Origin of the sequence: Pseudoalteromonas sp. CuT4-3 (genome assembly GCF_035666335.1) — a bacterium.
Lineage (GTDB): Bacteria > Pseudomonadota > Gammaproteobacteria > Enterobacterales > Alteromonadaceae > Pseudoalteromonas > Pseudoalteromonas atlantica.
Genome location: NZ_CP142030.1, coordinates 1,876,624 through 1,903,237, shown reverse-complemented (window position 1 = coordinate 1,903,237; position 26,614 = coordinate 1,876,624). Strand labels below are relative to the sequence as shown.

The 26,614-nt window shown below is 39.8% G+C and carries 17 protein-coding genes; 16 read left to right on the top strand and 1 reads right to left on the bottom strand.

The window, feature by feature from the left end:
• Positions 1 to 133 precede the first annotated feature (133 nt).
• The 11 genes from VOI46_RS08575 to VOI46_RS08525 all read left to right on the top strand — a co-directional run bounded on the left by VOI46_RS08575 (position 134) and on the right by VOI46_RS08525 (position 20,001).
• On the top strand, positions 134 to 2,227 hold the full coding sequence (locus VOI46_RS08575; RefSeq protein WP_004586707.1) for a DUF1302 domain-containing protein: 2,094 nt from the start codon (positions 134 to 136) through the stop codon (positions 2,225 to 2,227).
• Positions 2,228 to 2,240: 13 nt separating this feature from the next.
• Positions 2,241 to 3,605: a DUF1329 domain-containing protein gene (locus VOI46_RS08570; protein WP_004586706.1), complete on the top strand. Its 1,365-nt coding sequence runs from the start codon at positions 2,241 to 2,243 to the stop codon at positions 3,603 to 3,605.
• A gap of 127 nt (positions 3,606 to 3,732) precedes the next feature.
• The gene (locus VOI46_RS08565; protein WP_004586705.1) at positions 3,733 to 4,728 is read left to right on the top strand and encodes a YCF48-related protein; all 996 of its coding nucleotides are present in this window, start codon (positions 3,733 to 3,735) and stop codon (positions 4,726 to 4,728) included.
• On the top strand, positions 4,728 to 7,049 hold the full coding sequence (locus tag VOI46_RS08560) for an MMPL family transporter (protein WP_004586704.1): 2,322 nt from the start codon (positions 4,728 to 4,730) through the stop codon (positions 7,047 to 7,049). Before VOI46_RS08565 ends, VOI46_RS08560 begins: the two co-directional genes overlap by 1 nt.
• Before the next feature lie 213 nt (positions 7,050 to 7,262).
• Positions 7,263 to 12,104: an NAD-glutamate dehydrogenase gene (locus VOI46_RS08555; RefSeq protein ID WP_004586703.1), complete on the top strand. Its 4,842-nt coding sequence runs from the start codon at positions 7,263 to 7,265 to the stop codon at positions 12,102 to 12,104.
• Between the two features lie 117 nt (positions 12,105 to 12,221).
• Positions 12,222 to 13,232: a quinone-dependent dihydroorotate dehydrogenase gene (gene pyrD, locus VOI46_RS08550; protein ID WP_004586702.1), complete on the top strand. Its 1,011-nt coding sequence runs from the start codon at positions 12,222 to 12,224 to the stop codon at positions 13,230 to 13,232.
• Between the two features lie 130 nt (positions 13,233 to 13,362).
• Positions 13,363 to 13,893 (top strand): cell division protein ZapC, encoded by a 531-nt coding sequence (locus VOI46_RS08545; RefSeq protein WP_004586701.1) that lies wholly within the window; start codon positions 13,363 to 13,365, stop codon positions 13,891 to 13,893.
• A gap of 89 nt (positions 13,894 to 13,982) precedes the next feature.
• On the top strand, positions 13,983 to 16,100 hold the full coding sequence (gene rlmKL / locus VOI46_RS08540) for a bifunctional 23S rRNA (guanine(2069)-N(7))-methyltransferase RlmK/23S rRNA (guanine(2445)-N(2))-methyltransferase RlmL (protein ID WP_004586700.1): 2,118 nt from the start codon (positions 13,983 to 13,985) through the stop codon (positions 16,098 to 16,100).
• Positions 16,093 to 16,329 carry a glutaredoxin family protein gene (locus tag VOI46_RS08535; protein WP_004586699.1) on the top strand — a complete coding sequence of 79 codons (237 nt, stop codon included), beginning with the start codon at positions 16,093 to 16,095 and terminating at the stop codon, positions 16,327 to 16,329. Before rlmKL ends, VOI46_RS08535 begins: the two co-directional genes overlap by 8 nt.
• A 13-nt stretch (positions 16,330 to 16,342) precedes the next feature.
• Positions 16,343 to 18,253, top strand: coding sequence for an ABC transporter ATP-binding protein (locus VOI46_RS08530; RefSeq protein ID WP_004586698.1), 1,911 nt, complete (start codon positions 16,343 to 16,345; stop codon positions 18,251 to 18,253).
• A gap of 11 nt (positions 18,254 to 18,264) precedes the next feature.
• The gene (locus tag VOI46_RS08525) at positions 18,265 to 20,001 is read left to right on the top strand and encodes a DUF3466 family protein (protein WP_004586697.1); all 1,737 of its coding nucleotides are present in this window, start codon (positions 18,265 to 18,267) and stop codon (positions 19,999 to 20,001) included.
• 137 nt (positions 20,002 to 20,138) lie between these two features.
• Here VOI46_RS08525 and VOI46_RS08520 read toward each other — a convergent pair whose 3' ends face one another.
• Entirely contained in the window at positions 20,139 to 20,651 is a 513-nt protein-coding gene (locus VOI46_RS08520; protein WP_004586696.1) for a DUF2062 domain-containing protein, read from the bottom strand.
• Here VOI46_RS08520 and VOI46_RS08515 point away from each other — a divergent pair.
• Genes VOI46_RS08515 through kdsB form a run of 5 tightly spaced genes read left to right on the top strand, consistent with a single transcriptional unit; the run spans position 20,631 to position 26,614 of the window.
• Positions 20,631 to 22,895 carry a DNA internalization-related competence protein ComEC/Rec2 gene (locus VOI46_RS08515; RefSeq protein ID WP_039972168.1) on the top strand — a complete coding sequence of 755 codons (2,265 nt, stop codon included), beginning with the start codon at positions 20,631 to 20,633 and terminating at the stop codon, positions 22,893 to 22,895. The two genes, VOI46_RS08520 and VOI46_RS08515, sit on opposite strands and share 21 nt — an antisense overlap.
• A gap of 60 nt (positions 22,896 to 22,955) precedes the next feature.
• Positions 22,956 to 24,701, top strand: coding sequence for a lipid A export permease/ATP-binding protein MsbA (gene msbA / locus VOI46_RS08510; RefSeq protein ID WP_004586694.1), 1,746 nt, complete (start codon positions 22,956 to 22,958; stop codon positions 24,699 to 24,701).
• Positions 24,698 to 25,678 (top strand): tetraacyldisaccharide 4'-kinase, encoded by a 981-nt coding sequence (gene lpxK / locus VOI46_RS08505; protein ID WP_004586693.1) that lies wholly within the window; start codon positions 24,698 to 24,700, stop codon positions 25,676 to 25,678. The genes msbA and lpxK overlap by 4 nt, the downstream gene beginning before the upstream one ends.
• Positions 25,668 to 25,865 carry a Trm112 family protein gene (locus tag VOI46_RS08500; RefSeq protein WP_004586692.1) on the top strand — a complete coding sequence of 66 codons (198 nt, stop codon included), beginning with the start codon at positions 25,668 to 25,670 and terminating at the stop codon, positions 25,863 to 25,865. The genes lpxK and VOI46_RS08500 overlap by 11 nt, the downstream gene beginning before the upstream one ends.
• Complete coding sequence (kdsB, locus tag VOI46_RS08495) at positions 25,853 to 26,614, top strand: 3-deoxy-manno-octulosonate cytidylyltransferase (protein WP_004586691.1); 762 nt, start codon at positions 25,853 to 25,855, stop codon at positions 26,612 to 26,614. Before VOI46_RS08500 ends, kdsB begins: the two co-directional genes overlap by 13 nt.

The following is a 26,614-nucleotide window of genomic DNA, read 5'->3' as shown; positions in this document are numbered from 1 at the left end:
ACGTCAGCTCAAAAAATATAAAAATTGATTGAACGCGACCATTTGTAATTTTTTATAATCGCTTCTATCGTTAAGATTACACTAAAAACAATAACTTGATCACACATAATTACCCACGACAGGGGGATACACAATGATAAGAAGATCGCTTTTTGTTAAAAACAAAATAGCTATAGGTTTAGCAGCCGCAAGCTTAGGTTTATCTGCAGCAGCGAATGCAGCAAATTTTGAAGTAGGGGGCTTTGATGTCACCTTCGACTCAACTTTTTCCTATGGTCAAAGCGTCCGTGTTGAAGACAGAGATTTCGACATTATTGGTAAAAGCAATAATCCTGCATTTGATTGGACTGGGTATAATCCTTCATTAAATACAATTTATTCTTCTCAAGATGTTTGGGCTCAACCAGGCTCTTACTCTAATAATGGCGATGCAGGTAATCTTAATTTTGATAGCGGTGATTCTTTTTCAAAATTATTGAAAGGAACACACGACCTTTCAATTAGCAAAGATAACTACGGCTTATTCACACGTTTTATGTACTTTTACGATTTTGAGTTAATGGATGGTGATAGAGCCTACGTTAACCCAACCTCAGGACAAGGCGTAGATCCATGTGATGATGACGACACAAAAGAGCAAAGCTGTGCCGACATCCGTCTATTAGATGCTTACGTTTGGGCAAATTTTGACTTAAACGATGGCAATAACCCGCTGTCAATTCGCCTTGGTCAACAAGTAGTTAACTGGGGTGAGAGTACACTTATCTCTCATGGTATTAACGTAAACCCGGTCGATATTGACCGCTTAAAAGCGCCAGGTGCTGAGCTTAAAGAAGCATTTATTCCTGTAGGTATGCTTTGGGCGTCATTAGGGATCACTGAAAATATTACTTTAGAAGGTTTTTATCAGTACCAATGGCATGAAACACGCCTACCGGCTGCGGGTACTTATTTTTCTACCAATGACTTTGCAGCAGAAAACGGCTATCAGCAAAATGTGCAGTTAGGTTTTACTTCTAACCCTGACATTGATATGGCCTTTTTAACCGACAGCCTTAATAACCTTTATACTAATTTTGCTCAGGTAGCCGCAGCACAGGGTATTGACCCAACAAGTGCTGAAGGCCAAGCCCTGCTTGCAAACATGTATTTAGCTCATCCAACTAAAGTTGCGCTTAAAGGTAAAGGCGATAACGGTAAAACAGAGCCAGATGATGGCGGCCAATATGGTTTACGTTTAGGTGTATTTTTACCAGAGTGGAACGACACAGAAGTGGCGTTATACCACGTTAACTACCATAGTCGACGTCCGCTAATTTCTGGTCGTGTATCTAACTTTTCGCAAGCTGCCATCGCACAAGATTTAGCGATGATTGCAACAACAGAAATTACAGATGACAACGTGGCAGATTTAGTTGCGTTTTCAAAAGCAGAAAATGATTACCCAGAAGATATTAAACTTTACGGTTTAAGCTTTAACACCACAATTGGCGAAACCGCGTTTGCTGGTGAGTTTGCATTTCGTAAAGACGAACCATTACAAATAGACGATGTAGAGCTACTTTATACCGCCATGCCTGAACAATTGGCGCTTGCCGGTATTCGCCCAGACTTTGCGGGTATTTCGCAAATGAGTTTTGGTGATGCGATTAGCTCTGTAGCGGCAGGTGAAGTTGCACAAGGTTATATTGAACGCGACACATCACAAATTCAGTTTACTGCAACGCATTTATTTGGCCCGTCATTAGGTGCTGATAGCTGGGCTGTAGTAGGTGAAGTAGGTGCTGTGAAAATTCATGATATGCCTGATTACGACGAAATGCGTTTAAATGTGTCGGGTACAGGTCGAAGCGGTGTGATCACAGGCCCAGGCACTACTGACTACACAACATTACAACTAGGCCTTTCTAATGGGCCAGAAGAAAAGTCGTTTGCAACGGCCTCATCTTGGGGTTACCGCTTAATTGCTAAAGGTGATTACTTTAACCTTTATAATGGTATTAACTTCTCTCCACGATTTGTATTTTCTCATGATGTAAACGGTAACACACCTGATCCTATGTTCTTGTTTATTGAAGACCGTAAATCGTTGGGTGTAACAATGAACTTTAATTACCAAAATGCATGGTCACTTGATGTGAGCTACAACTCATTTTGGGGTGGTGGCGATATCAATACTTTCTCAGATCGTGACTACGTTTCTTTCAATTTAAAATATTCAATTTAGGGGTAATATTAGTATGATTAAAAAACCTACCCTCATCGCTACCGCTTTGTGTAGCATGTTTTTAAGTTCAGCGGCACTGGCAAAAATGAGCGCTGAAGAAGTTGCACGTTTAGGACAAGACTTAACGCCATTTGGCGCAGAAAAAGCAGCCAATGCTGATGGGTCAATTCCAGCGTGGAATGGCGGTATTACATCTGCACCAGAAGGTTATGAGCCAGGCATGCACCATTTAGACCCGTATTCTGCGGACAAAGTGTTGTTTACCATTGATAAAACAAACCTTGATAAGTACAAAGCTAACTTAAGCCCTGGCCAAATTGCTTTATTTGAAGCATACCCAGATACGTTTAAAATGCCTGTTTATGAAACGCGCCGCTCTGCGTCTTACCCACAATTTGTATACGATGCAACAAAAGAGTTTGCTGCAACGGCTGAGCTTATTGAAGGTGGCAACGGAATAAAAAATACCGCAATTGGTATTCCATTTCCTATTCCTAAATCTGGCTTAGAAGCTATTTGGAATCACTTATTACGCTATCGTGGACAATCAATAGAGCGTTTTGGTGGACAAGCTGCACCCACCGCATCGGGTTCGTACAATTATGTAGGCTTTGATGAACAACTATTGGTTAAATATTCAGATCCTAAAGCGACTCCTGCAGAGCTTCAAGACTCAAACATTTTGTTTAAATTTAAGCAAAAGGTAACAGAGCCAGCACGCCTTGCCGGTACAGCGCTACTTGTACACGAAACTATGGATCAAATTTTAACGCCTCGCCAAGCGTGGACATATAACTCGGGTCAGCGTCGTGTTCGTCGTGCACCAAATGTTGCATATGACGCTCCAGGTACAGCCGCAGATAGCTTACGTACTACCGATGATTTTGATATGTTTAATGGCTCACCTAACCGTTACAACTGGACGTTAAAAGGTAAGCAAGAGCTATATATTCCGTACAATAGCTACAAGTTACACAGTGATAAACTAGAGTACGATGATATTTTAAAACCAGGCCACATTAACCCAGAGCATACGCGTTATGAAAAGCACCGTGTATGGGTTGTTGAAGCTAACTTAAAAGATGATACACGCCATATTTATAAAAAACGCGTGTTTTATATTGATGAAGATAGCTGGCAAGTACAAGTGACCGATATTTATGATAATCGCGACCAGCTTTATCGTGTAGCAATGGCATATGGCTTAAACTACTACGAAGTACCTACGCAGTGGAGTACCTTAGAAGTGTATCATGATTTAAATTCGCGCCGTTACTTAGCTATTGGTTTAGATAACCAAGAAAAAATGTACGACTTTTCAGAGTCGTTTAACGATAACGAATTTACTTCAAGCGCATTACGCCGTGAAGGTAGATAACAACGTAATATGCAGCTAACAGCCCGTTAGCTGCTTTTTTCTTTCTCATCGCGTTTGTCTATACGACACGCAGGATTTTCCTCAGCAAACAGACAAACAATTCTTCAGTTCAAGGCGATTAAAATTTATGAAGTATTTGGTATATGCCAGCCTGATCATAAGCGGTGCGAGTATTGCACAAGATGCACCTCAGTATGCTATTAGCGCAATCAACGCAAATAAAACCCTACTAACTGATATTACCAATACAGGTGCAGGTTTAGTGGCTGTAGGTAAGCACGGTACGGTAATAACAAGCAAAAACGCTGAGCAATGGCAGCAAGCGCAAAGCGTCCCTACACAGGTATTGTTAACGGCTGTCGATTTTTCTAATGAAACCCACGGGTGGGCGTGCGGGCACGATGCCACAATAATTAATACCACCGATGGTGGTTTAAATTGGCAATTACAACAAGCAAAGCCAGAGCTTGATAAGCCGTGTTTAGATATTTACTTTGAAGATGACTCAAATGGTTTTGCTGTTGGCGCTTATGGCATGTTTTATCAAACCAGTGATGGCGGCAAGCACTGGCATAAACGCTTTTTAGACTCTTTACTGTTTAGTGAAGACAGAGAGTATTTGAATGATTTAAAAGAAAATGACCCTCAAGGCTACGAGGCTGAAACAGCATCTATACTGCCACATTTTAACCGTATTGAAAAAACAGACAGTGGTTTGATGTTAGTCGGTGAAATGGGGTTAATGGCCAAAAGCAGTGATAATGGCCAAACATGGCAACGCCTTGATGAAATTTACCCAGGTTCTTTTTTTGCGGTAGCATCAGATGCGCAGCAAGAGATTGTGGCAGGGCTCAGAGGAAATGTATTTGTTAAAAATAAAAATGAACAACAATGGCAGCATTTTGAAAATGTTAAAACGGCCACGGTTAATAACATTATAAATTATAATAATGAGCATTGGTTACTGCTGGCAAATAGTGGTGTGATCTTTCATTTAAAAGACGGCTTACTTACACATGAACAACGCCCCGATGGTAAAGCTATTCTTGATGGCGTAATAATTAATAATAAATTAGTCATGGCAACAGAAGATGGCATTAAAGTGAAGGAGTTAAACCCTTAATGCATACGTTTTTAGATTTTTTAGAAAAGGCGGTGTTTAGACACCGTACTATCATGTTGATCGCTTTTGCGCTAATCACATGTTTTTTAGGCTATAAAGCCACTCACATTGAACTAGACGCCTCGTTTAACAAAAATATTCCGCTAAATCATGAATACATGAAAGTGTACACCAAACACGAAAAACAATTTGGTGGCGCAAATAGCATTTTAATTTCGGTGTGTGATGACAGTGGCAACATTTTTAACCCCGAATTTTTCACCCAGTTAAAAGCAGTACACGATCAACTGTATTTTATTCCCGGTGTAAACCGCCCATTAGTTAACTCTATTTTTGCGCCCAGTGCGCGCTTTGTCGAAGTTGTTGAAGATGGTTTTGCTGGCGGCCCAATTATTCCTGCAAACTTTAAAGCTGACCAAAAAGGTTTAGCGGTAGTTAAAGAAAACATTGAAAAAGCAAAAGTAGTGGGGCGAATGATTGCCAGCGATTACTCATGTGCCATGGTGACCGCGCAGCTACTCGAAACCGACCCGCAAACTCAGCAAAAGCTAGATACACTCGCATTTGCAGATAAGTTAGAAACGCAAGTAAGAGAGCCTTTAAGTACAGATAAAGTCAGTATTCATATTATTGGATTTGCCAAAATGGCCGGCGATATTGCTCAAGGGGCAAAAGGCGTTGTGCTATTTTTTGCTATTGCCATTGGTTTTACCTTTATTATGGTTTGGCTATTTTGTGGCAGTTTAAAGCTCACTATTTTACCTATAGCGTGTTCAATTATTGCCGTAATTTGGCAAATGGGTTTATTGTCGAGTTTAGGCTTTGGTCTCGACCCTATGTCTATATTGGTGCCGTTTTTAGTATTTGCGATTGGTGTAAGCCACGGCGTGCAGATGATCAACGCCATTGGTAAAAAAGTAGGTGAGGGCAAAAGTACCCGCATTTGTTGTCAATCAAGCTTTAGAGCATTACTTGTACCTGGTGGTATTGCGCTGCTTTCAGACACGGTGGGCTTTTTAACCCTGCTGACTATTGATATAGGTATTATTCGTGAACTTGCAATCACAGCAAGTTTAGGTGTTGCGGTTATTATATTTACTAATTTAATTTTATTGCCTGTGTGGGCCTCGTATATGAATTTTGCCAACACTGTGCATATACAATCAGGCGATGCGCAAAAGCCAAATATGCTAGATGCGATACGCGATTTATTAGTAAAAGCCACAGACCCTAAAACCGCAAAAATGATTATTGGTTTTACCCTGGTGTTATTTGCTTTAGGTTACTGGCAAGCAGATAAAATGCGAATTGGTGATTTACATGCAGGTGCGCCTTCGCTGCATCAAGATGCTCGCTACAATCAAGATACTTTTTTAATATCGGACAAATACACCATTTCGTCGGATATTTTAAAAGTGATTGTTGAGGCTTACCCAGCGGCGTGTACAGAGCACGATGTGATGGCGCGTATTAGCCGTTTTCAGTACAAGGTAGAAAACGTGCCAGGCGTACAATCGGCGGTTAGTTTAAGCTCTGTGGCGCAGTCGGTTAACGCAGGTTACAACGAAGGTAACTTAAAATGGCAAAGCTTACCGCGTAACTCAGCCAGCTTAGTGCAATCAACAGCCCGTGTAGAAACAAGCACAGGATTACTTAATGGCGATTGCTCAGTCATGCCGGTGATTATATTTTTAGATGATCACAAAGCAAATACAATCGATAGCGTTATTCAACGTGTAAAGCAATTTGCAAAAGAAGAAGGCACAGACAAGTTAGCCTTTAAGTTAGCGTCTGGTCCTGTAGGGGTGATGGCGGCAACAAACGAGTCTGTTTCTGCGGCGCAAATTCCGATGATGCTTTACGTTTACGGCGCAGTTATTATTTTGTGTTTGTTAAGCTTTAAGAGTGTGAAGGCGACAATCGCAGTGGTATTACCTCTGTATATTGTATCAACTCTTGCACAAGCACTTATGGTGCAATTAGAAATTGGCTTAACGGTATCTACTTTACCTGTTATAGCCTTAGGTGTAGGTATTGGTGTGGATTACGGTATTTATATACTTTCTTCAATGATGGGCCAACTTAAGCAAAACGTACCGCTGAGCGTGGCGTACCGTAATGCCCTTGTTGAGCGTGGCAGTGCTGTATTGTTTACCGGTATTACCCTTGCGATAGGTGTTAGTACGTGGATATTCTCTGATCTTAAGTTTCAAGTAGATATGGGAATACTGCTTACCTTCATGTTTTTAGTAAATATGTTAGGTGCGGTACTGCTATTACCCGCAATTGGTAGTCTGCTGTGGACCGACCAGAAAAAATAAAGTGAATAATTGTGCTCCTAAATGACCTGTAATGGTCATTTATATCTATATTTTGTGAATAGATGACCAAATAGCTGAAATGCTTAAAATGTTTTCATCGAAAAGGCTGTTTATTAGCGCTAAAAGGGTTAGAATTTAACTGACTCCACGCTAATAAATGGCTGTACAAATATTCTGCTTAACTAAAAGCAGTAATAGATTAAGGAACATACAATGACACGAAATGAAGGCCAAGCCTCGGTTATCCTAGATAATGTCTGTAAGCTTATCCAGAAAAAAGTTCACGCTGATAATGTGTTACTCGTTGAGAAATTCGCCAAAGCCTTGTACAGCAATATGTCTAAAGAGGATTTGGCAAATCGCAATGATAGTGACCTATACGGTGCTGCACTTAGCCTTTGGAATGCACTAGAAAAAAACACCACGGACGACGCAGTAATTCGCGTTTTCAACCCTGAAGTAGCAAAAGATGGCTGGCAGTCATCACATACAATTGTAGAAATTATTGCTAAAGATATGCCATTTTTAGTCGATTCTGTTCGTATGGCTATGACCCGTGAAAATATAGCTTCTCACTTATTACTTCACTGCCCACTAAAAATTCAGCGTGACGATAACGCTAAAATTTCTGGCTTATCAAATTTAAAAGCAGAGCAAGAATCAACCTCTACTAAAACAGTGTTCTTTATTGAGATTGACCGCCAAACCGATGCATCTGTTATTGCTTCTTTCAAAAAAGAGCTCGAATCAGTATTGGTTGATGTTTCTATTGCGGTAGATGATTGGCAGCCAATTCGCGAAAAATTAGTCTCTGTTACTAAAGAAGTACCAAAACGTAAGCACAATAAAAATAAAAACGAAGTATCTGAAGCCGTAGAGTTTTTAGATTGGCTGGCTAAAGATAACTTTACTTTAATGGGTTATCGCGAGTACGAGCTTACCCCTGTACAAGGTGATTACCAGTTAAAAGGTAAAATGGACACAAGCCTCGGCCTGATGAAAAATTCAACCGATGAGCACACACGTTTATTATCTGAATTACCAGAATTTGCTCGCCAAGAAGCCCTCAGCAGTAACTTATTAGTATTAACAAAAACGAACTCTGTATCGCGCGTTCATCGCCCAGCCTACATAGATTACGTTGGTATTAAACGCTTTGATGATGAAGGCAATGTGGTTGGTGAAGACCGTTTTATCGGCCTATTTTCATCAAGCTTTTACAACAACAGCGCAGCAGATGTGCCTGTTCTAAAAACTAAAATTAACCGTATTATGGATATGTGTGACTTTGCAAAAGGCACCCATGCATACAAAGCGGTACTTAATATTTTAGAAACGTACCCACGTGATGAGTTAGTTCAAGCTCGTGAGAGCGAGTTACTTGAAGTAGCAATGGGTGTTTTACAAATTCAAGAGCGCGACATGTGTCGCTTGTTTGTGCGTAAAGACGCCTACGGACGTTTCTTCTCTTGTATGGTGTACGTCCCGCGTGAGCGATATAACACAGCGCTGCGTCGAGAAACACAAGACATTTTAGCTAACGCCTTTAATTCTGACGAAAAAGTCGAATTTACTACCTATTTCTCTGAGTCAACACTGGCGCGTACACATTACACCGTTCGTGTGACCGATAACAATATCGAATATAACGTGAAAGACATCGAAAACAACCTAGTAGAAGCTGCTCGTACATGGGAAGATAAATTACAATCTGCACTGTTAGAGTCAGCAGGGGAAGCCCGCGGTAATGAGCTAAATCGTAAATATTGCAACGCGTTTGCACGCTCTTACAAAGATGAAGTACTACCAAGTGCTGCGGTTGTAGATATTGAAAAACTAGAATTGTTAAACGACGAGAACAAGCTAGAAATGCTGTTCTACCGTCCGCAAGAAGAAGCTAACAGCAATATTGTACGCCTAAGCTTGTTCCATAAAGATGAGCCAATTCACTTATCTGATGTTATGCCAATGCTAGAAAACTTTGGTTTACGCGTTGTAGGTGAAACGCCTTATTCTGTTAAAACAAGTGATGGTCGTATCAATTGGATCATGGACTTCTCTATGCTGATTGACAGCAAAGGAATGGCCGACTTTGATAAGATTTCTGCTCGTTTTCGCGCTGCATTAACTAATGTATGGGGCAACCGCCTTGAAAACGACGGCTTTAACCGCTTAGTATTAATGGGTGGTTTAACAGGTCGTGAAGCCTCTATATTACGTGCCTATGCAAAATACATGCGCCAAATTGGGGTTACTTTCTCACAGACCTACATTGAGAGCACGTTTGCAAATTACCCGCATATTGCTGCGCAAATAGTTAACTTATTTGCTAAAAAATTCTCAGTAAAAAGCCCTGCAAGCCCTAAAACACTTGAAAAATTAAGTGCACAAATTTACTTAGAGCTTGAAAACGTAGCGAACCTTGATGATGACCGTATTATACGTTTATACGTAGATATGATTGTCGCAACACTGCGTACGAACTACTTCCAAAAAGATGAAACAGGTCAGTTTAAATCTTACGTGTCGTTTAAAGTACAGCCTAGCTTAATTCCTGATATGCCGCTTCCGCTGCCAGCATTTGAGATTTTTGTATACTCTCCGCGTGTAGAAGGTGTGCATTTACGTGGTGGTAAAGTTGCTCGTGGTGGCCTTCGTTGGTCAGACCGTCGTGAAGATTTCCGTACTGAGGTACTGGGCTTAGTAAAAGCGCAACAAGTTAAAAACACCGTAATTGTTCCGGTAGGTTCTAAAGGTGGTTTTGTATGTAAGCAGCTACCGAGTGAACGCGAAGCCTTTATTAAAGAAGGTCAAGAGTGTTACAAGATTTTCATTCGTGGTTTATTAGACATTACCGATAATATTGAGCGTGGTGAAATTGTACCGCCAGCTAATGTAACGCGTCACGATGAAGACGACCCATACCTAGTAGTTGCAGCCGATAAAGGTACAGCTACCTTCTCTGATATTGCTAACGGTATTGCTAACGAATACAACTTCTGGCTAGGTGATGCGTTTGCATCAGGTGGTTCAGTAGGTTATGACCATAAGAAAATGGGCATAACAGCAAAAGGTGCGTGGGAGTCTGTTAAACGTCATTTCCGTGAAATGGATATTGACTGTCAAACTACCGATTTCACTGTGGTTGCTATTGGTGATATGGCCGGCGACGTGTTTGGTAACGGCATGTTATTGTCTAAGCACATTCGCTTACAAGTCGCGTTTAACCATATGCACATATTTGTAGACCCTACACCAGATGCAGCGACCTCTTACCCAGAGCGTGAGCGCTTGTTTAACCTGCCTCGTTCATCATGGGAAGATTACAATAAAGATCTGATTTCAGCGGGCGGTGGGATTTTCTCGCGCGCAGCTAAATCGATTTCTTTAAGCCCAGAAATGAAAAAAATGCTTGGCACTAAAAAAGCAAGCATGACACCGAATGAGTTAATCAAAGCCTCATTAATGATGGAATTTGATTTACTATGGAACGGTGGTATTGGTACTTACATTAAAAACAGCCACGAAACAGACGCTGATGTAGGGGATCGTGCAAACGATGCGCTGCGCATAAACGGTAAAGACCTAGGCGCTAAAATATTAGGTGAGGGGGGTAACTTAGGTGCAACCCAATTAGGGCGTATCGAATTTGCTGCCAAAGGCGGGCGTGTAAATACCGACTTTATTGATAACGTAGGCGGTGTTGCGTGTTCAGATAACGAAGTAAATATTAAAATTTTACTTAACGGCTTAGTTTCAGAAGGGGATTTAACACGTAAACAACGTGATGAGTTACTTTACTCTATGACCGACGAAGTATCTGAGCTTGTACTTAAAGATTGTTACCGTCAAACACATACATTGTCGATTACTCAGTCTAAAGGTGCATCAACTCTTAAAGAGAAGATCCGCTTTATTCATGCCCTTGAAAAAGAAGGCAAGCTAAACCGTGCAATCGAGTTTTTACCAACTGATGAAGAGTTGGCAGAGCGCGCTGCAGCAGGTAAAGACCTAACACGTCCAGAGCTTTCAGTATTAGTTTCGTACGCTAAAATGGTGCTTAAAGAGTCTTTAGTAACAGATGAAATTACCGAAAACCCTTACTACCGTCAGCTACTAGTTAAGTCTTTCCCGCGTCCACTGCGTGAAAAATTTAACGACGCGATGGATAACCACCCACTGCGAAAAGAAATCATTGCAACAAAACTGGCGAACAATATCGTTAATGACATGGGCTTAAACTTCATGGTACGCATGAACGAAGAGACCGGTGCTAACGAAGCTGAGATCGCAATGTGCTACTCAATTGCGAGTGAGATTTTTGAAATGCGTGAAACCTGGTCATCAATCAGCGCACTAGATAATAAAATCCCAGCAGCAGTTCAAACCGAAATGCTGTACCAATTACGTCGTACTGTTCGTCGTGCAACACGCTGGTTCTTACGTCATCGTAATAAGTCACAAACAATTGAACAAGCTATCGAGTTCTTTGCACCAACGTTTAAAGATTTAAGCGAAAACTTAAATACGTACATGCAAGACAAAGAACACGAATGTTTAACTGGCAAAGCAAATGAGCTAGTTGAAAAAGGTGTACCTAAGCAAATTGCTAAGCGTATTATTGACCTTTCTAGCCTGTTCTCTGTAATGGATATTGCTGAAATAGCGCATAATTCAGGCCGCAGTGTGGCGATGGTATCTAATACCTACTTTAAACTTGGCTCGCGTATGGGCTTACACTGGTTCTTAGATCAAATTACTAACCAGCCTGTTTCTAACCATTGGCAAGCACTTGCCCGTGCGTCGTATCGTGAAGAGCTTGATTGGCAACAACGTACGCTTTCTCATGTTGTGCTAAACAGCTTTGAAGGTGACGAAAACGATGTTGATAATCAAATCGATCAGTGGATGGCCAGCCAAGATCTGCTGCTACAGCGTTGGAAGCAAATGTTAGCTGAATTTAAAACCTCGCAAAGTCACGACTTTGCTAAGTTCTCAGTTGCACTGCGCGAATTAATGTTGTTAAGCCATAACTGTGATACATCAGGAAAATAATTTAGCTTTAATTGGTTATTTATTCAGTAAATAATCAGTTAATTGTTAAAATTGTTATACAATACCTCAGCCTAGTCTGAGGTATTTTTTTGTCTGTAATTTAAAGAGGAACAATTCATGTTTTACGATTTAGCCCGCCGTTTTATGTTCACCCGAGATGCTGAATGGGCACATGAGTTTGCGCTTAATAATTTACGCCGTTTTGCACACACCCCTTTAAACGCAGCTTGGTCACAACAACTACAAAACAAACCCGTTAATTTTTTAGGCCTTGAGTTTAAAAACCCTGTGGGTTTGGCTGCAGGTTTAGATAAAAACGCTGAGTGTATTGATGCCTTTAGCCAAATGGGCTTTGGTTTTGTAGAAGTTGGCACGGTTACCCCGCGCCCGCAAGCAGGTAATGATAAGCCGCGCATTTTTAGATTACCGCAGTCAAATGCCATTATTAACCGAATGGGCTTTAATAATAAAGGGGTCGATAATTTAGTTAATAACGTAAAAAATGCCAAGTACACCGGTATTTTAGGTATTAATATTGGTAAAAATAAAGATACCCCAAATGAACAAGGTAAAGACGACTACATTCATTGTATGCGTAAAGTGTTCGAGCATGCTTCGTATATTACGGTCAATATTTCATCTCCAAATACCCCAGGGCTGCGCGATTTACAATATGGTGCCGCGTTAGATGATTTACTGCAAAGTTTAAAGAATGAACAGCTTGATTTAATTGCCAAGCATAATAAGCAAGTACCTATGCTGGTTAAAATAGCGCCAGATCTTGATCAAATCCAAATTGAGCAGGTTAGCGAGTCACTATTAACTAATCAAATTGATGGCGTAATTGCAACAAATACTACGCTTGAACGTAGTGCAGTAATGGGCCAGCAATACGCCGATGAGGCGGGTGGTTTATCTGGCAGCCCAGTAAGAGAGCGCTCTACACACGTTGTTAGCGAACTCAAACGTTTAACACAAGGTAAATTACCAATTATTGGTGTAGGTGGTATTGATGATGCGCAATCTGCTCAAGAAAAGCTAAATGCAGGCGCAAATTTAGTGCAGGTTTATACTGGGTTCATCTACAAAGGGCCACAATTGGTAAAATCGATCGTTGATTCCTTATAAGGATCAGTTATGTAAGCTTTTGATCGTTCAATAAATGTTCTAAACAAATGTTTTAAAAATGGTCAAAAGCCGTTATAATCTAATATTAATGTCTTAATTAAAAATAAATTTTTAAACAAGGAGGAGGCAAATGTTACAAGCAACAAAACAATGGCAGTGGATTGCATGTGCAAATAAAAACCGCTTACTACTTGATTTAAATGACGATATGCAACTATGCACACCGTATAAGTTAAGACAACTCACCGACTGTGTATTTGAAAACCCGCGTTTTAGCTTAGAAGATGCTGCTTTTTATGAAAAGGTATATAACTACTTAGATGGTTTTGAGCTGTATAAGCCTGCACAAATTTGCCAAATTGCGCTCAATGCCACCGCTGTAAAATTTCATTTAAAACCGGTACTGGCTAAAAGTTGGTTTTTTGAAGAGTACACTGGCACCCAGCCAAGTACAGAAGCCATCGTTAAACTTACCTCAAAAGCACAAACCGGTGAGTTTTTAATTGTTGAACATTGCCCTGATGCTTCAATTTGCCTAAACCTTAACGAAACATTCAAACTTGATGATAATTTGTCCCTTGAACAGTTTGAAGTTATCCGCGTTTTAAACAATCGTGTTCACCCGCTATTACTTGAGCAATATCACACTAAATCAGCTTAGCAAATTTACAAATCGAGCTGCGTTTATCAAGTGTTTGTCAGCCAACCTATGTTATAATCCTGCGCAATTAGCTATTAAGGGTTATTACTTTGCAATTTATCGCACTTACTTCTATCGGAATCGAAAATTTACTTGTTGATGAACTAACAGAATTAGGCGCCGTCGTGTCTAAACAAACTGTGGGTTCTGTTCGCTTTGAGGCAGATTCAACATTGGCGCAAAAGGTTTGTCTATCAACTCGTTACGCAACACGTGTGCTGATGCTTATTGAAGAAAAAGAAGGCGTGAATGATAAAGATAGCCTGTATAAATTTGCTCGTTTTCAGCCATGGCAAGAATGGTTTGGCCCTACCCAAACATTTGCCGTTGATTTTAATGGTACCAACGACTCTTTAAAAAATACCCAGTTTTCAGGCTTGGTAATTAAAGATGCGATTGTTGACTACTTTAACGATTTATACGAACAACGCCCAAATGTAGATAAGCAAGATGCCAATGTGCGTGTTGTGGCGCGTTTAAATCGCCATGGTGTGGCTTTGTATATTGATTACTCAGGTCCTCGTTTATCTGAGCGCGGTTATCGCCAAGGCCAAGGTAAAGCGCCTATTAAAGAGCACTTAGCGGCCGCGATTATTAAACGCAGTGGTTGGCTTGAAAATGTAAATCAACCTTTATTTGACCCATGTTGTGGTGCCGGCACTATTTTAATAGAAGCGGCGGGCATGGCGCGTAACGAAGCACCTGGTTTATTTAGAGAAGGGTTTGCTTTTGAGCGTTTACCTAGTTTTAGAGCGGCCAAATTTAAACAACTTCGCGAAGAATTAATTGAGCAAATTACCGATCCTATATTGTGGTTAATTGGCCACGATTACGATGCGCAAGTTCTTGATAAAGCCATTGCCAATGCCGAGCGTGCAGAGCTGGGTAATGTTATTAAGTTTAAGCAAAGTGATGCAACTAAGCTTACCTCTGTTGCTAAATTACCCGGGGTGGTTATTTCTAACTTACCGTACGGCGAACGTATTGGCTCTATGGCTGAGCTGGTAAATTTACACCGCAGCATGGGCGTGGGTTTTAAAAAGCACTTTAATCATTGGAAGCTTGCGTTACTAGGCATGGATGAAAGCCTATTTAAGCTGTTAAAACTGGTTAAACAAAAGCGTTATAAATTTAAAAACGGCCCATTAGATGTAGAGCTAAATTTATATCAGTTAGATGATAAACAGGTAAGCCTGACAAGCGATGACAAACCGGCTCTTAATTTTGAAGGCTCAATGTCGTTTGCAAATCGTTTGAAAAAGAACAAACAAGGCCTAAAAAATTGGCTTAAACAAAACGAAGTAGAAGCTTATCGCGTATACGATGCTGATATTCCTGAATACAACGTAGCGGTTGATATTTACGGCGACTCTGCTGTTATTTTTGAATACGCAGCACCTAAAGAAATTGACGAAAAAACATCAGAAAAGCGTCTTCAAGATGTGATTAGCTTAACTGCACAGCAGCTAAACATAGCGCCTGAAAACATAGCCGTTAAAGTGCGTAAAAAACAAAAAGGGGAAGAGCAGTACACCCCAATGGCTAAACAAAACCGTACTATGGTGGTGGAAGAATTTGGCGCTAAGTTTAAAGTAAACTTGTTTGATTACCTCGATACAGGGCTGTTTTTAGATCATCGTTTAGCACGTCGTTATATTCAGCAAAATGCAAAAGACAAACGCTTTTTAAACTTATTTGCCTACACCGGTACAGCCTCTGTGCACGCGGCATTAGGGGGGGCAAAAGCAATTACCACCGTTGATTTATCAAAAACCTACCTTAAGTGGGGCCAAGATAACTTTGCGCTAAATGATATTAGCAATACCCGCTACCGTTTTGAGCAAGCTGATTGTTTAAAATGGCTAGAATACGCACAAGGGCAATACGATTTAATCTTTTTAGACCCGCCTACGTTTTCTAATTCTAAACGAATGAAAGACGCGTTTGATGTGCAAACCGATCATATAAAATTACTTACTTGGGTTAAAAAAATCTTGAGTCCGTCGGGTACATTAATTTTTTCTAATAACAAACGTGGTTTTGTAATGGATGAAGTAGGTTTGATGGGTTTAGGGTTAAAAGCTGAAAATATTTCAGAAAAAACGTTATCACCTGATTTCAAACGTAATAAAAAAATACACAACAGTTGGTTAATTACCCATGGCTAATTATGTTTTATACCACACCGATGGCTGTCATTTATGTGAGCAAGCCGAGCAGGTTTTATTATCGGTTTTGGATAAAAATAGTGAGCTTAAATTAATTGATATACTCACTGATGAGCAGCTAATAGCGCGTTTTCAGTTAAGTATTCCCGTATTTGAGAGCAAAAGCGGCCACCATTTGTATTGGCCGTTTGATGCACAAACAGTGCATGAATTTTTAGCGCAAGAATAAAAGAGCAGTATTTATGGATTTAATTAGAATACAAAAAGCGCAGTTAGCTTATGGTACGCACCCATTACTTGATGATGCTGATGCAGTGATAGAAAGCGGTGAGCGCGTCTGTATTGTAGGGCGAAATGGGGCGGGTAAATCTACACTTTTAAAAGTACTAGATGGCCAAGTTATTTTAGATGATGGTGAAATTAACCAGCTTGGCGGGATCAAAATATCTCGCTTAGAGCAAGATCCTCCTAAAGGAGCAAATGGCTCAGTATTCGATTATGTAGCACAGGGTATGCCTGATATTGCTAACTTGCTAATTGATTATCATCATGTAAGCACACAGTTACAAACCGATTGTACCGACAAACTGCTAAATAAGCTTGAGCGTTTATCTAACGATTTAGAAGCGTGTGACGGTTGGCGTTTTGATTCGCGTATACAATTAGTACTCACGCGTTTAGAGCTTAGCCCAGATGCTAAATTAGAATCGCTCTCAGGTGGTTGGTTGCGTAAAGTTGCCTTAGCACGTGCACTTGTGAGTGAGCCTGACTTATTGTTACTTGATGAGCCAACAAACCATTTAGACGTAGACAGTGTTAAATGGCTAGAGCAGTTTTTAAAAGAATTTAAAGGCGGTATTGTATTTATATCGCATGACCGTGCGTTTATCCGTGCTGTTGCAACGCGTATTTTAGATTTAGACCGCGGTAAACTTATCTCTTACCCTGGTGATTACGCGACCTACCTTGAACAAAAAGCGCATGACTTAAAAGTAGAAGAATCACAAAATGCACTTTTTGATAAGCGTTTAGCAGAGGAAGAAGCCTGGATACGCCAAGGTGTTAAAGCCCGTCGTACCCGCAACGAAGGCCGTGTACGTGAACTTAAACAGTTACGTGTTGAGCGCAAAGCCCGTGTAGAGCAAGTAGGTAAAACCGATTTTAATATTGAAACGGCTGATAGATCGGGCAAGCTAGTGTTTGAGGCAAAACACCTTAGTCATGCATTTAAAGATAAAGTGATTGCTAATGATTTTTCTACCCTTGTTATGCGCGGTGACCGAATTGGCTTAGTAGGCCCAAATGGTATTGGTAAAACTACCTTACTTAAACTGCTGTTTGGTGATTTAGAAGCCGATAGCGGCCATGTTAAACAAGGCGTTAATTTAGAATTTGCTTACTTTGACCAATATAGGCAAAAGCTTGATGAAGAGGCCACTGTTCAAGATAACGTTGCCGAGGGTAAACAAGAGGTAATGATGGGCGGGCGTTCTCGTCATGTACTTGGTTACCTGCAAGACTTTTTGTTTCCACCTGCACGTGCGCGTACACCTGTAAAAGCACTCTCTGGTGGTGAGAAAAACAGACTTTTACTTGCAAAACTATTTTTGAAACCCTCAAATATTTTAGTACTCGATGAACCAACTAATGACTTGGATATTGAAACATTAGAATTACTCGAAGAAATTATTAATCAGTATCAGGGTACTGTGCTTATAGTAAGCCATGACCGTGAATTTATTGATAATACGTGTAGTAGTGTATGGGCGTTTGAAGGTGATGGAAAAATAACTGATATGGTAGGGGGTTACACCGATTACCAAGCTTATTTAAGCTATTTAGCTGAGCAGGAAAAACAGCAACAAGCACCAAAAAAAGACGTTAAACCTGCGCCTGTAGCCGCGGTAAAGCCTGAAAACAAAAGCACTAAGCTTTCTTACAAATTAAAACTTGAATTAGAGCAACTACCCAATAAAATGGAACAACTTGAAGTCGCTGTAGAAGCGCAGCAAGCTGTAGTGAGCGATCCTGACTTTTTCAAACAAGATAGCGACGTAACCACTAATGCATTGAACCATTTAGCAAAACTTGAGTCTGACCTTGAAGCCGCGTTTGAGCGCTGGGAAGAACTTGAAGAATTACAGAATCAGTAGTAAGGATTAAAATGAAATATAAATTACTCGCTGCCAGTATTTTAGCGACATTGAGTACATCTGCATTAAGTGCAACCTATGAATTAACAGAACTAGGTACTCTTGACGGCGCTAAACATTCTTACGTGACTGACGTAAGCGAAAGCGGGCACATTATTGGTACTGCCAACGGATTGTATAATTTACCAATCGATATTAGCTATATCGACTTTACCGAAAGCGTTATTGAAAATGCGTACGATAGTGAAGAGTACAACTTTGAGCTAAGTGATAAAGAAATTACTTTTACACTTGATGATATAGAAAATAACGATGCGGTTTTTAATAACGCCGATGCACATTCATTTATGGTTAGTTTTTTAGCTGGCAGACCAACGGATTACGAGTACCAAAAGTTAAGCTCGGTAGTTGGTATTAAGTTTGACGATGGCATAGTGACTGAGCAAATACTGTTTGATGAAGAGTCGGTAGATTACGATGGTTTAACGCGTTCGGTTAGTAACTTTTATAATGCGGTAAGCGAAGATGGCGTGAGCGTTGGTTGGAGTGCTGCTCCATATGATAAAGTTTTATTTACGCCAGATGATGAAGATGAAGAAGAAACATGGTTTACCCATGACTTTATTGAGCGCGGAATAGTTATTTCTGAAGATGGAACGCAAAAGGTTGAGCTAGTTCCAGACTTTGACGATTACGGCGGTACTAGCCGAGCTAACGATATTGTTAAAACAAATGACGGATACACTGTCGTTGGTTATGTTTCAACAGGTATTCCTGAAGACAGGCTTGATAATATTGAAGATAACTGTGATAACGAAGACGAGCCAACCAATACCTGTGTGGAATTATTAAATTCAAGTGTAACCACCGGCGTATTTGATGAGCGCGCGGTAAAATGGGAGCTTGATGAAGCATTTAATATCACTTCTACTGAAATACTAGGCCTTGCCTTAACGCCAGAAGAAGATGATGACTTTGCTTTTACAAGTACCGCTCTTGCACTAAATAATAATGGCACAGTGGTGGGCTCTTCAAATGCTCGTTACTATAAAAATGACGACACTATTTTAACAATGCCTGTTTATTTTAAAAATGGTGACGTGTTTAATTTTATAGACCAAGAAGATGATTGGCTTTCTGGTAAAGCGCTTGCTGTCAATGACAACGATGTAATTGTTGGTTATGCATCAAAGCGTATTGAAACCACGATCCGTGATCAGTTTTTCTATCATGATATAAGTACTGGCAATACCGTTTTCCCTACCGGTTACTTTAATAGCTCAAGCGCTTATGGTAATGATATTAATAACCAAGGTTATGTTGTTGGTGAAGGCGAGGTAGGTACATCTGAAAACAGCCGTCGTAAAGAAGCGTTTATATATAAAATTGGTGACGATAAAATTACCAACTTAAACGATTTACTACCTTGTTACGAAACAGATGGTGAAACAGACTACGCCTACACAATGGCTGAAGCGAAAGTCATTAATGAAGACAATGAAATTTTTGGTGTAGCTACCAAAACCGTTGAAAAGCGCGATACCTTTGGTAATGTAGAAACCGATATTGAAGGTAATATTGAGTACGAAAGTGTTGCTGTTGCAGTAAAACTAACACCTATTGATGGTGAAGTAGAAGACTGTACACCCATAGAAGAAGAGCTTTATGAAAGAAGCTCAGCAAGCTTCCCTTGGTACACACTGTTATTATTGCCGCTAGTGGGCTTACGCAGAGTATTTAGATTTTAAGCTTAACGCTTTTCATAAAAAAACCAACTTATAAAAGTTGGTTTTTTTTCGTCTATAATAAAGTGCTTGGCGTTAATTAGTTATCTCAATTTGCTTCATTAAGTCATTCTATTTACGCACTTGAATAGTTGGCTTTATTACGTATTAGTATTTCGCGCTAACCAGGCTTTGCGCACAGAGCGTCGCCAAATAATATCAATACCTAAATAAGCAATAATAGCGGCAACAGAAGCGCACACCAGTGAGCCAATTAAAAATGCAGGACCGATGGTAGAAATGCTTTCTAAGAACCATGCCCAACTGGCTTCAAATGCAAAATGCTGCTCTGGTTGATTTAAAACAAGCGTACCTACAAGGTATGAGCCGTAAAATATTGGCGGCATAGTCAGTGGGTTGGTAAGCCACACCAATGCAACAGAAATAGGTAAGTTAACTCTAAATACAATAGCTGCCGCAGCGGCTAAAACCATTTGAAAAGGAACAGGGATGAACGCAAAAAATAAACCAACTGCAAATGCGCCCCTTGCAGAGCGTCTGTTTAAATGCCATAGGTTGGCGTCTTGTAATAGGCGGCCGAATATTCTAAGTGTTTTATGATGCCTAATTTTATTAGGATCAGGTAAAAATCGTTGGATCGTTTTCTTAGGCATTTCAAGCAACCATTTACTTCAGTGTGGATTAGTCTTGGATTTGTAATAGGTTGTATTTCAACCGTATTTTATTATCAAACCCATGAATTTACAGTCATCACAATATCTGTCCTTATTGCGAGCGCCTATTTTAAGCCGTTTTTGAATGTTTTGTTAGGGTTTATTTTAGCTATTTGCTGCATTGTTGTGCACTTTTACCTGTTTTATAGCTATACATTGCCAAATGATGAAAATAACTATGCTTACCCTGCCACAATTATTGTTGATGACGTTATCTCTGCAAAGCAACCACAGTATATAAAAGCAACGTTATTAAAGTTAAATGGGGATGAAATACACAAATTTAAAGCACCTAAAGCCATGTTAAGTGTCGATTCTGCACAGCTTATTAAGCAGGGCGATACTTTTGAGGCAACAATAGCGCTGAAAAAATTCAGAACAATTAAAAATATCGGTGTGTTTGATAATAATGTGCATGCCTTTAAACAACGCATACTATTTAAAGGCAAAGTACTTAATAAACAATTGCGCATTACTAGCGCGGCTTCACCTTCAATAATTTATAAATACAGGTCGTTTTTAAAACACACTTATCAAAAAACAACGCTTAATTGGCTTTATTATGCATTGCTTAGTGGTGATAAATCACTGATGTCGTTTGAAAATAAACAAACAATGCAAAGTTTAGGGCTCAGCCATTTATTAGCTATTTCAGGGTTGCACATAGGGCTTATATTCAGCTGTTTTTATTTACTGAGTAAGTACACAGCATACATCCTTAAAATTAAAGTATTGCAGTCTATTAATTTAACTATTGTTTATTGTTTTATCGGGTGGTTAGCGGCATTTATCTATGTGTATTTAAGTGAATTTTTACTCTCAGCGACTCGCGCATTTATTATGTTAAGTTGCGTATTAGGTCTTTACTTTATTGCCAAACAGCCACTGCGCTGGCGAAGCATTTTATATGCTTTAGTCGCTGTATTACTCATCAATCCTTTTAATGTTTTAAACCCAGGGTTATATTTTTCTTTTATTGCGGTTGCAATTATTTTCATTGTTATAAAGCACCTTCCTAAAACTAAATATAGTTGGCTTAGCGTGTTTATAGCGCTGTGTATTATTCAGCTTGCTTTATTTATTGGGCTTTTGCCTATTACCCTTATTTATTTTAGTGGGGTAAGTATTGCTGGGTTGGTTATTAATTTATTGGCAATTCCATTATTAAGCGTGGCAATCATGCCACTTTTGCTGCTATTTACGATAATAAGTGCTGTGGTAGATATAACGCCCGCCATTTTATTATTTGATAGTGTACTTATAACATTGTTTAAGTATATGGATGCAATCCCTTGGCATTACAGATGGTTAGATATAGCTAAACCGCGTACATTGTACTTAGTTGCAGCTTATCTATGCATATTAATCGCCTGGTTTAGCCCCTTTAAACGTTTAGCACTCATTCCTCTATGCGTTACATTAATAGATTATCTGTATTTACCAAAACCTCTTTGGCAACTGCATGTGTTTGATGTTGGGCACGGATTAATGACGTTACTCGAAAAAGACAATCAAGCGCTGGTTTACGATTTTGGCCCGAGTTATTTTAACCGTTTTAGCCGTACGTACAGTGTGTTAATTCCTTATTTGAAAACACATAACTTAACCGTCAGTGATGCAATAATAAGTCATCAAGATAACGACCATGCAGGGGGCGCAGCACATTTTATTAATGCAGGGTTTGGTGAAAGCTTTAAGCGCTTTCACCCATATGGCATAACCACACAGTGTATCTCTTTAGATTATAACTTTAATGGATTGCGCATTAGCAGCTTTGCTGATAGCACATTTAATAACGAAAATGATAATTCGTGTGTGCTTTTAATCAAATCACACCAACTTACTATGTTATTAACGGGTGATATTTCTAAAGCACGTGAGCTGAGCCTTATTAAAACTCACTCATTACAAGCCGATGTGATTTTAAGCCCTCATCATGGGAGCGATACGTCTTCAAGCACGGAATTTATCAACCATGTAAATCCGCATACGGTTATTCACTCAACAGCTTTTCAAGGCCAATGGCAATTTCCCAGTGAAAAAGTGGTTTCGCGCTACAAAGCAATAAATGCTAAACAATATGTTACGGCACGTGATGGGCAAATTACGGTAAGTATTTATCAAGATGGCTTTAAAGTGACAACGGCGCGCAAACACGAAAGTTATTGGTTTATAGAAGATTGACGTTTAGTTTTAACGGTTTGAAGGATACAATAAAGGCTGTAATTGTATAACGAGAGTAATATGAGTCAAAGTACTACACAAATTTATAAACGGTTGATTTCTTACGTTGGTGATTATAAAAGCGTTGCCTTCGTCGCTATTATTGGAATGATCGGCTATTCGGGTATGGATGCTTTATTTATTCAATTAATGAAACCTTTTATTGATGAAGGCCTAAACCAACGTAATAGCGAAGTGCTAGCTTATGCCCCTTTTGTTGTAATTGCGCTGGTAATAGGGCGTGGCTTGTTTAATTTTATGTCTTCGTATTGCCTAAGCTATGTAGGCTCGCAAGTAGTTCGTTCGTTACGCCAGCAGTTATTTGAACACATATTACATTTGCCTGTTTCGTTTCATGATAAAAACTCAACAGGTGATTTAATTTCAAAAATTACTTTTGATACAGAACAAGTTCAGCAAGCAATCACCAAAGCACTGTTAATTGTTGTAAGAGAAGGCGCTTTTGTCGTTTTTCTACTTGCCCTTATGTTTTATACCAGCTGGCAGCTTTCGCTGATTTTTTTAGTGATCATTCCATTAGTGGCAATTATTGTAACGTTTGTGTCTAAACGCTTTCGCCATATTTCAAAAAATATACAGTCTGCAATGGGGCAGGTCACCCGTAGCTCTGAGCAAATGCTAAGTGGACACAAAGTTATTCATGGTTTTGGTGGGCAAAAACAAGAAATCGACCAGTTTTCAAAAATCAATAATCATAATCGTCAGCAACGTATTAAAATGGATGCCACTAAAGCGTTAAGCGTGTCGGTAATTCAAGTGCTTGCAGCAAGTGCAATGGCTGTTATTTTGTGGGTTGTATCTATGCCTTCAATGATAGATACGATCAGCTCTGGCGATTTTATGGTACTCATTTCTTCTATGATGATGCTTTTACGCCCGCTTAAACAATTAGCAAACGTGAACAGTGATATGCAGCGCGGTATTTCGGCAGCGCAAAGTATTTTTTTAGTTTTAGATGAAGAAATTGAAAAAGACAAAGGTACTTACACCGTAGATAAGGTGAAGGGCGAAATTGAGGTTAAAAACGTTACCTTTAAATACCCAACTAAAGATGAAGCTGTTTTAAATAACCTATCAATAAGTATAAAAGCCGGTGAAAGCATCGCGCTTGTAGGGCGTTCAGGCTCGGGTAAATCGACTATTTCTAATTTATTACCGCGTTATTATGATTTAGAAGCACCAAGTGAAATTTTATTAGATGGCGTTGCGCTTGAGAAATATAAACTGGCCGATTTACGCCGCCAGTTTGCCTTAGTATCTCAGCAAGTTGTGTTGTTTAACGACACAATTGCCAATAATATTTGTTATGGCATAAGCCGCGAAATAACACCGCAGCAATTAGAAGAGGTGGTTAAACAAGCTCACGTGTGGGAATTTGTTAAAGACCTACCTGAGCAACTCAATACCATGGTCGGTGAAAACGGGGTAATGCTCTCTGGTGGTCAACGTCAACGTATAGCAATTGCTCGTGCTATATTAAAAGATGCACCTATTTTAATTTTAGATGAAGCAACTTCAGCCTTAGACACAGAGTCTGAAAAACTAATTCAGCAAGCTCTCGATACCTTAATGCAAGACAAAACGTCTATAGTCATTGCCCATCGTCTTTCAACCATTGAGAACAGCGACAAAATATACGTTATTGATGGTGGTCGGGTGATTGAAAGTGGCGATCATCAGAGTTTATTAGCTAAAGATGGTACTTATTCAGCTCTATGTAAAATGCAGTTTGGTGAGCACGGGTGAGTAAAATAGAGCAAAGCTGGTATAAACCATTTAGTTTTATAACGCTACTTTTACTGCCATTAGCTGCGCTTTTTTGGTTAATTTCAAGTATTAGGAAATGGTTTTTTAAGGTTGGCTTTGCCACGCCTTTTAAAGCTAAATCTAAAGTGATTGTGGTGGGCAATATAAGTGTAGGTGGAAATGGCAAAACGCCATTTGTGTTATGGCTTTACGAATACTTGTCAGAGCAAGGCCTAAAAGTGGGCATTATCAGCCGAGGTTACGGCGGTAAAGCCAACAGCTACCCGCTGGTGGTAGAGCGCGGCGTAACAAGTGCACAAGCTGGTGATGAGCCAATACTTTTATTTAATCGCTTAAAATGTCCACTTGTTGTCGGACCCGATAGAAAAGCCAACATTACATTATTAGAGCAGCAATTTTGTGTGGATGTCATAATCTCAGATGATGGTATGCAGCATTATAAAATGGCGCGCGATATAGAGTGCTGCATTGTTGATAGCCAAAGGCGATTTGGTAATGGCTTTGTTATGCCTGCAGGGCCATTACGCGAAACCACAAACAGATTAAATAGCGTTGATTTAGTGATTGAAAACGGGGGAGGTGCATCCCTTAGCTACGTTTTGCAAACTGGTGCACTTAAACACGTTGCTAACAATACCCCTGTGAATAAAACAATTGAAAAAGGCCATGCGGTAAGTGCCATTGGTAACCCACAACGTTTTGAAGATTCATTAAAGGGGCAAAATATTCAGCTGCTTTCGACTCATCATTATAGAGATCACTATGCTTATAGCATGGCTGATTTTACTCAATTTAATGATGATAACGTATTAATGACAGAAAAAGATGCAGTAAAATGTAGAGACTTTGCAAAAGATACTTGGTACTACCTACCCGTAAATGCAAAACCTACAGACGCTGTAATACATAAATTAGATTTATTATTAAAACAAAAAGGGATCCTCAATGGCCTTTGATACAAAATTACTTGAAATAATTGCTTGTCCTGTGTGTAAAGGAAAGCTTCGTTTTGATAAAGAAAATGCAGAACTTATTAGTACTGCAGCTAAACTTGCATACCCAGTACGCGACGATATACCGGTACTTTTAGAAAATGAAGCGCGCGAGCTATCTCAAGATGAGGTTGATAAGTGGAATTCGTAGTTGTTATACCTGCTCGTTACGCGTCTACCCGTTTGCCTGGCAAACCATTAGCTGACATATGCGGTAAACCTATGATTCAACACGTGTATGAAAAAGCGTGTTTGTCAGGTGCAAGTAAAGTGGTTATTGCAACCGATCATCAAAAAGTTTTTGATGCTGTTAAATTGTTCACAAACGATGTACTGATGACGCGAGAAGATCATCAATCGGGTACCGAACGTTTAGCAGAAGTTGTTGACTTACTTAAGCTAGACGCAGAAACCTTAGTGGTAAATGTACAAGGCGATGAGCCATTACTTGCCAGCGAAAACGTATCGCAAGTTGCCACTTTACTAAATAATTCAAGCGCGCCAATGGCAACATTAAGTGTAGCCATTGAAGAGCAAGACGAAGTATTTAATCCTAATGCTGTGAAGGTTGTTAGTGATATTAATAAAAATGCGTTGTACTTTTCACGTGCCAGTATTCCGTTTGACAGAAGCGCAATGTTAAATAACGACAGTGTGTTAGATATAACGCCTTTTCAGCGCCATGTGGGTATATATGCTTATCGCGCGGGCTTCATTAAGCAGTATATTGAGCTAAGTGTATCGCCACTTGAAATACTTGAGTCGCTAGAGCAACTTAGGGTGTTGTACCATGGTTACGCTATTAAAATTGAGCAGGCCAAAGTAACGCCACATGCAGGGGTTGATACGGCCGAGGATTTAGAAAAAGTGATTGCCTACCTAAAAGCTAAGCAAGCCTAA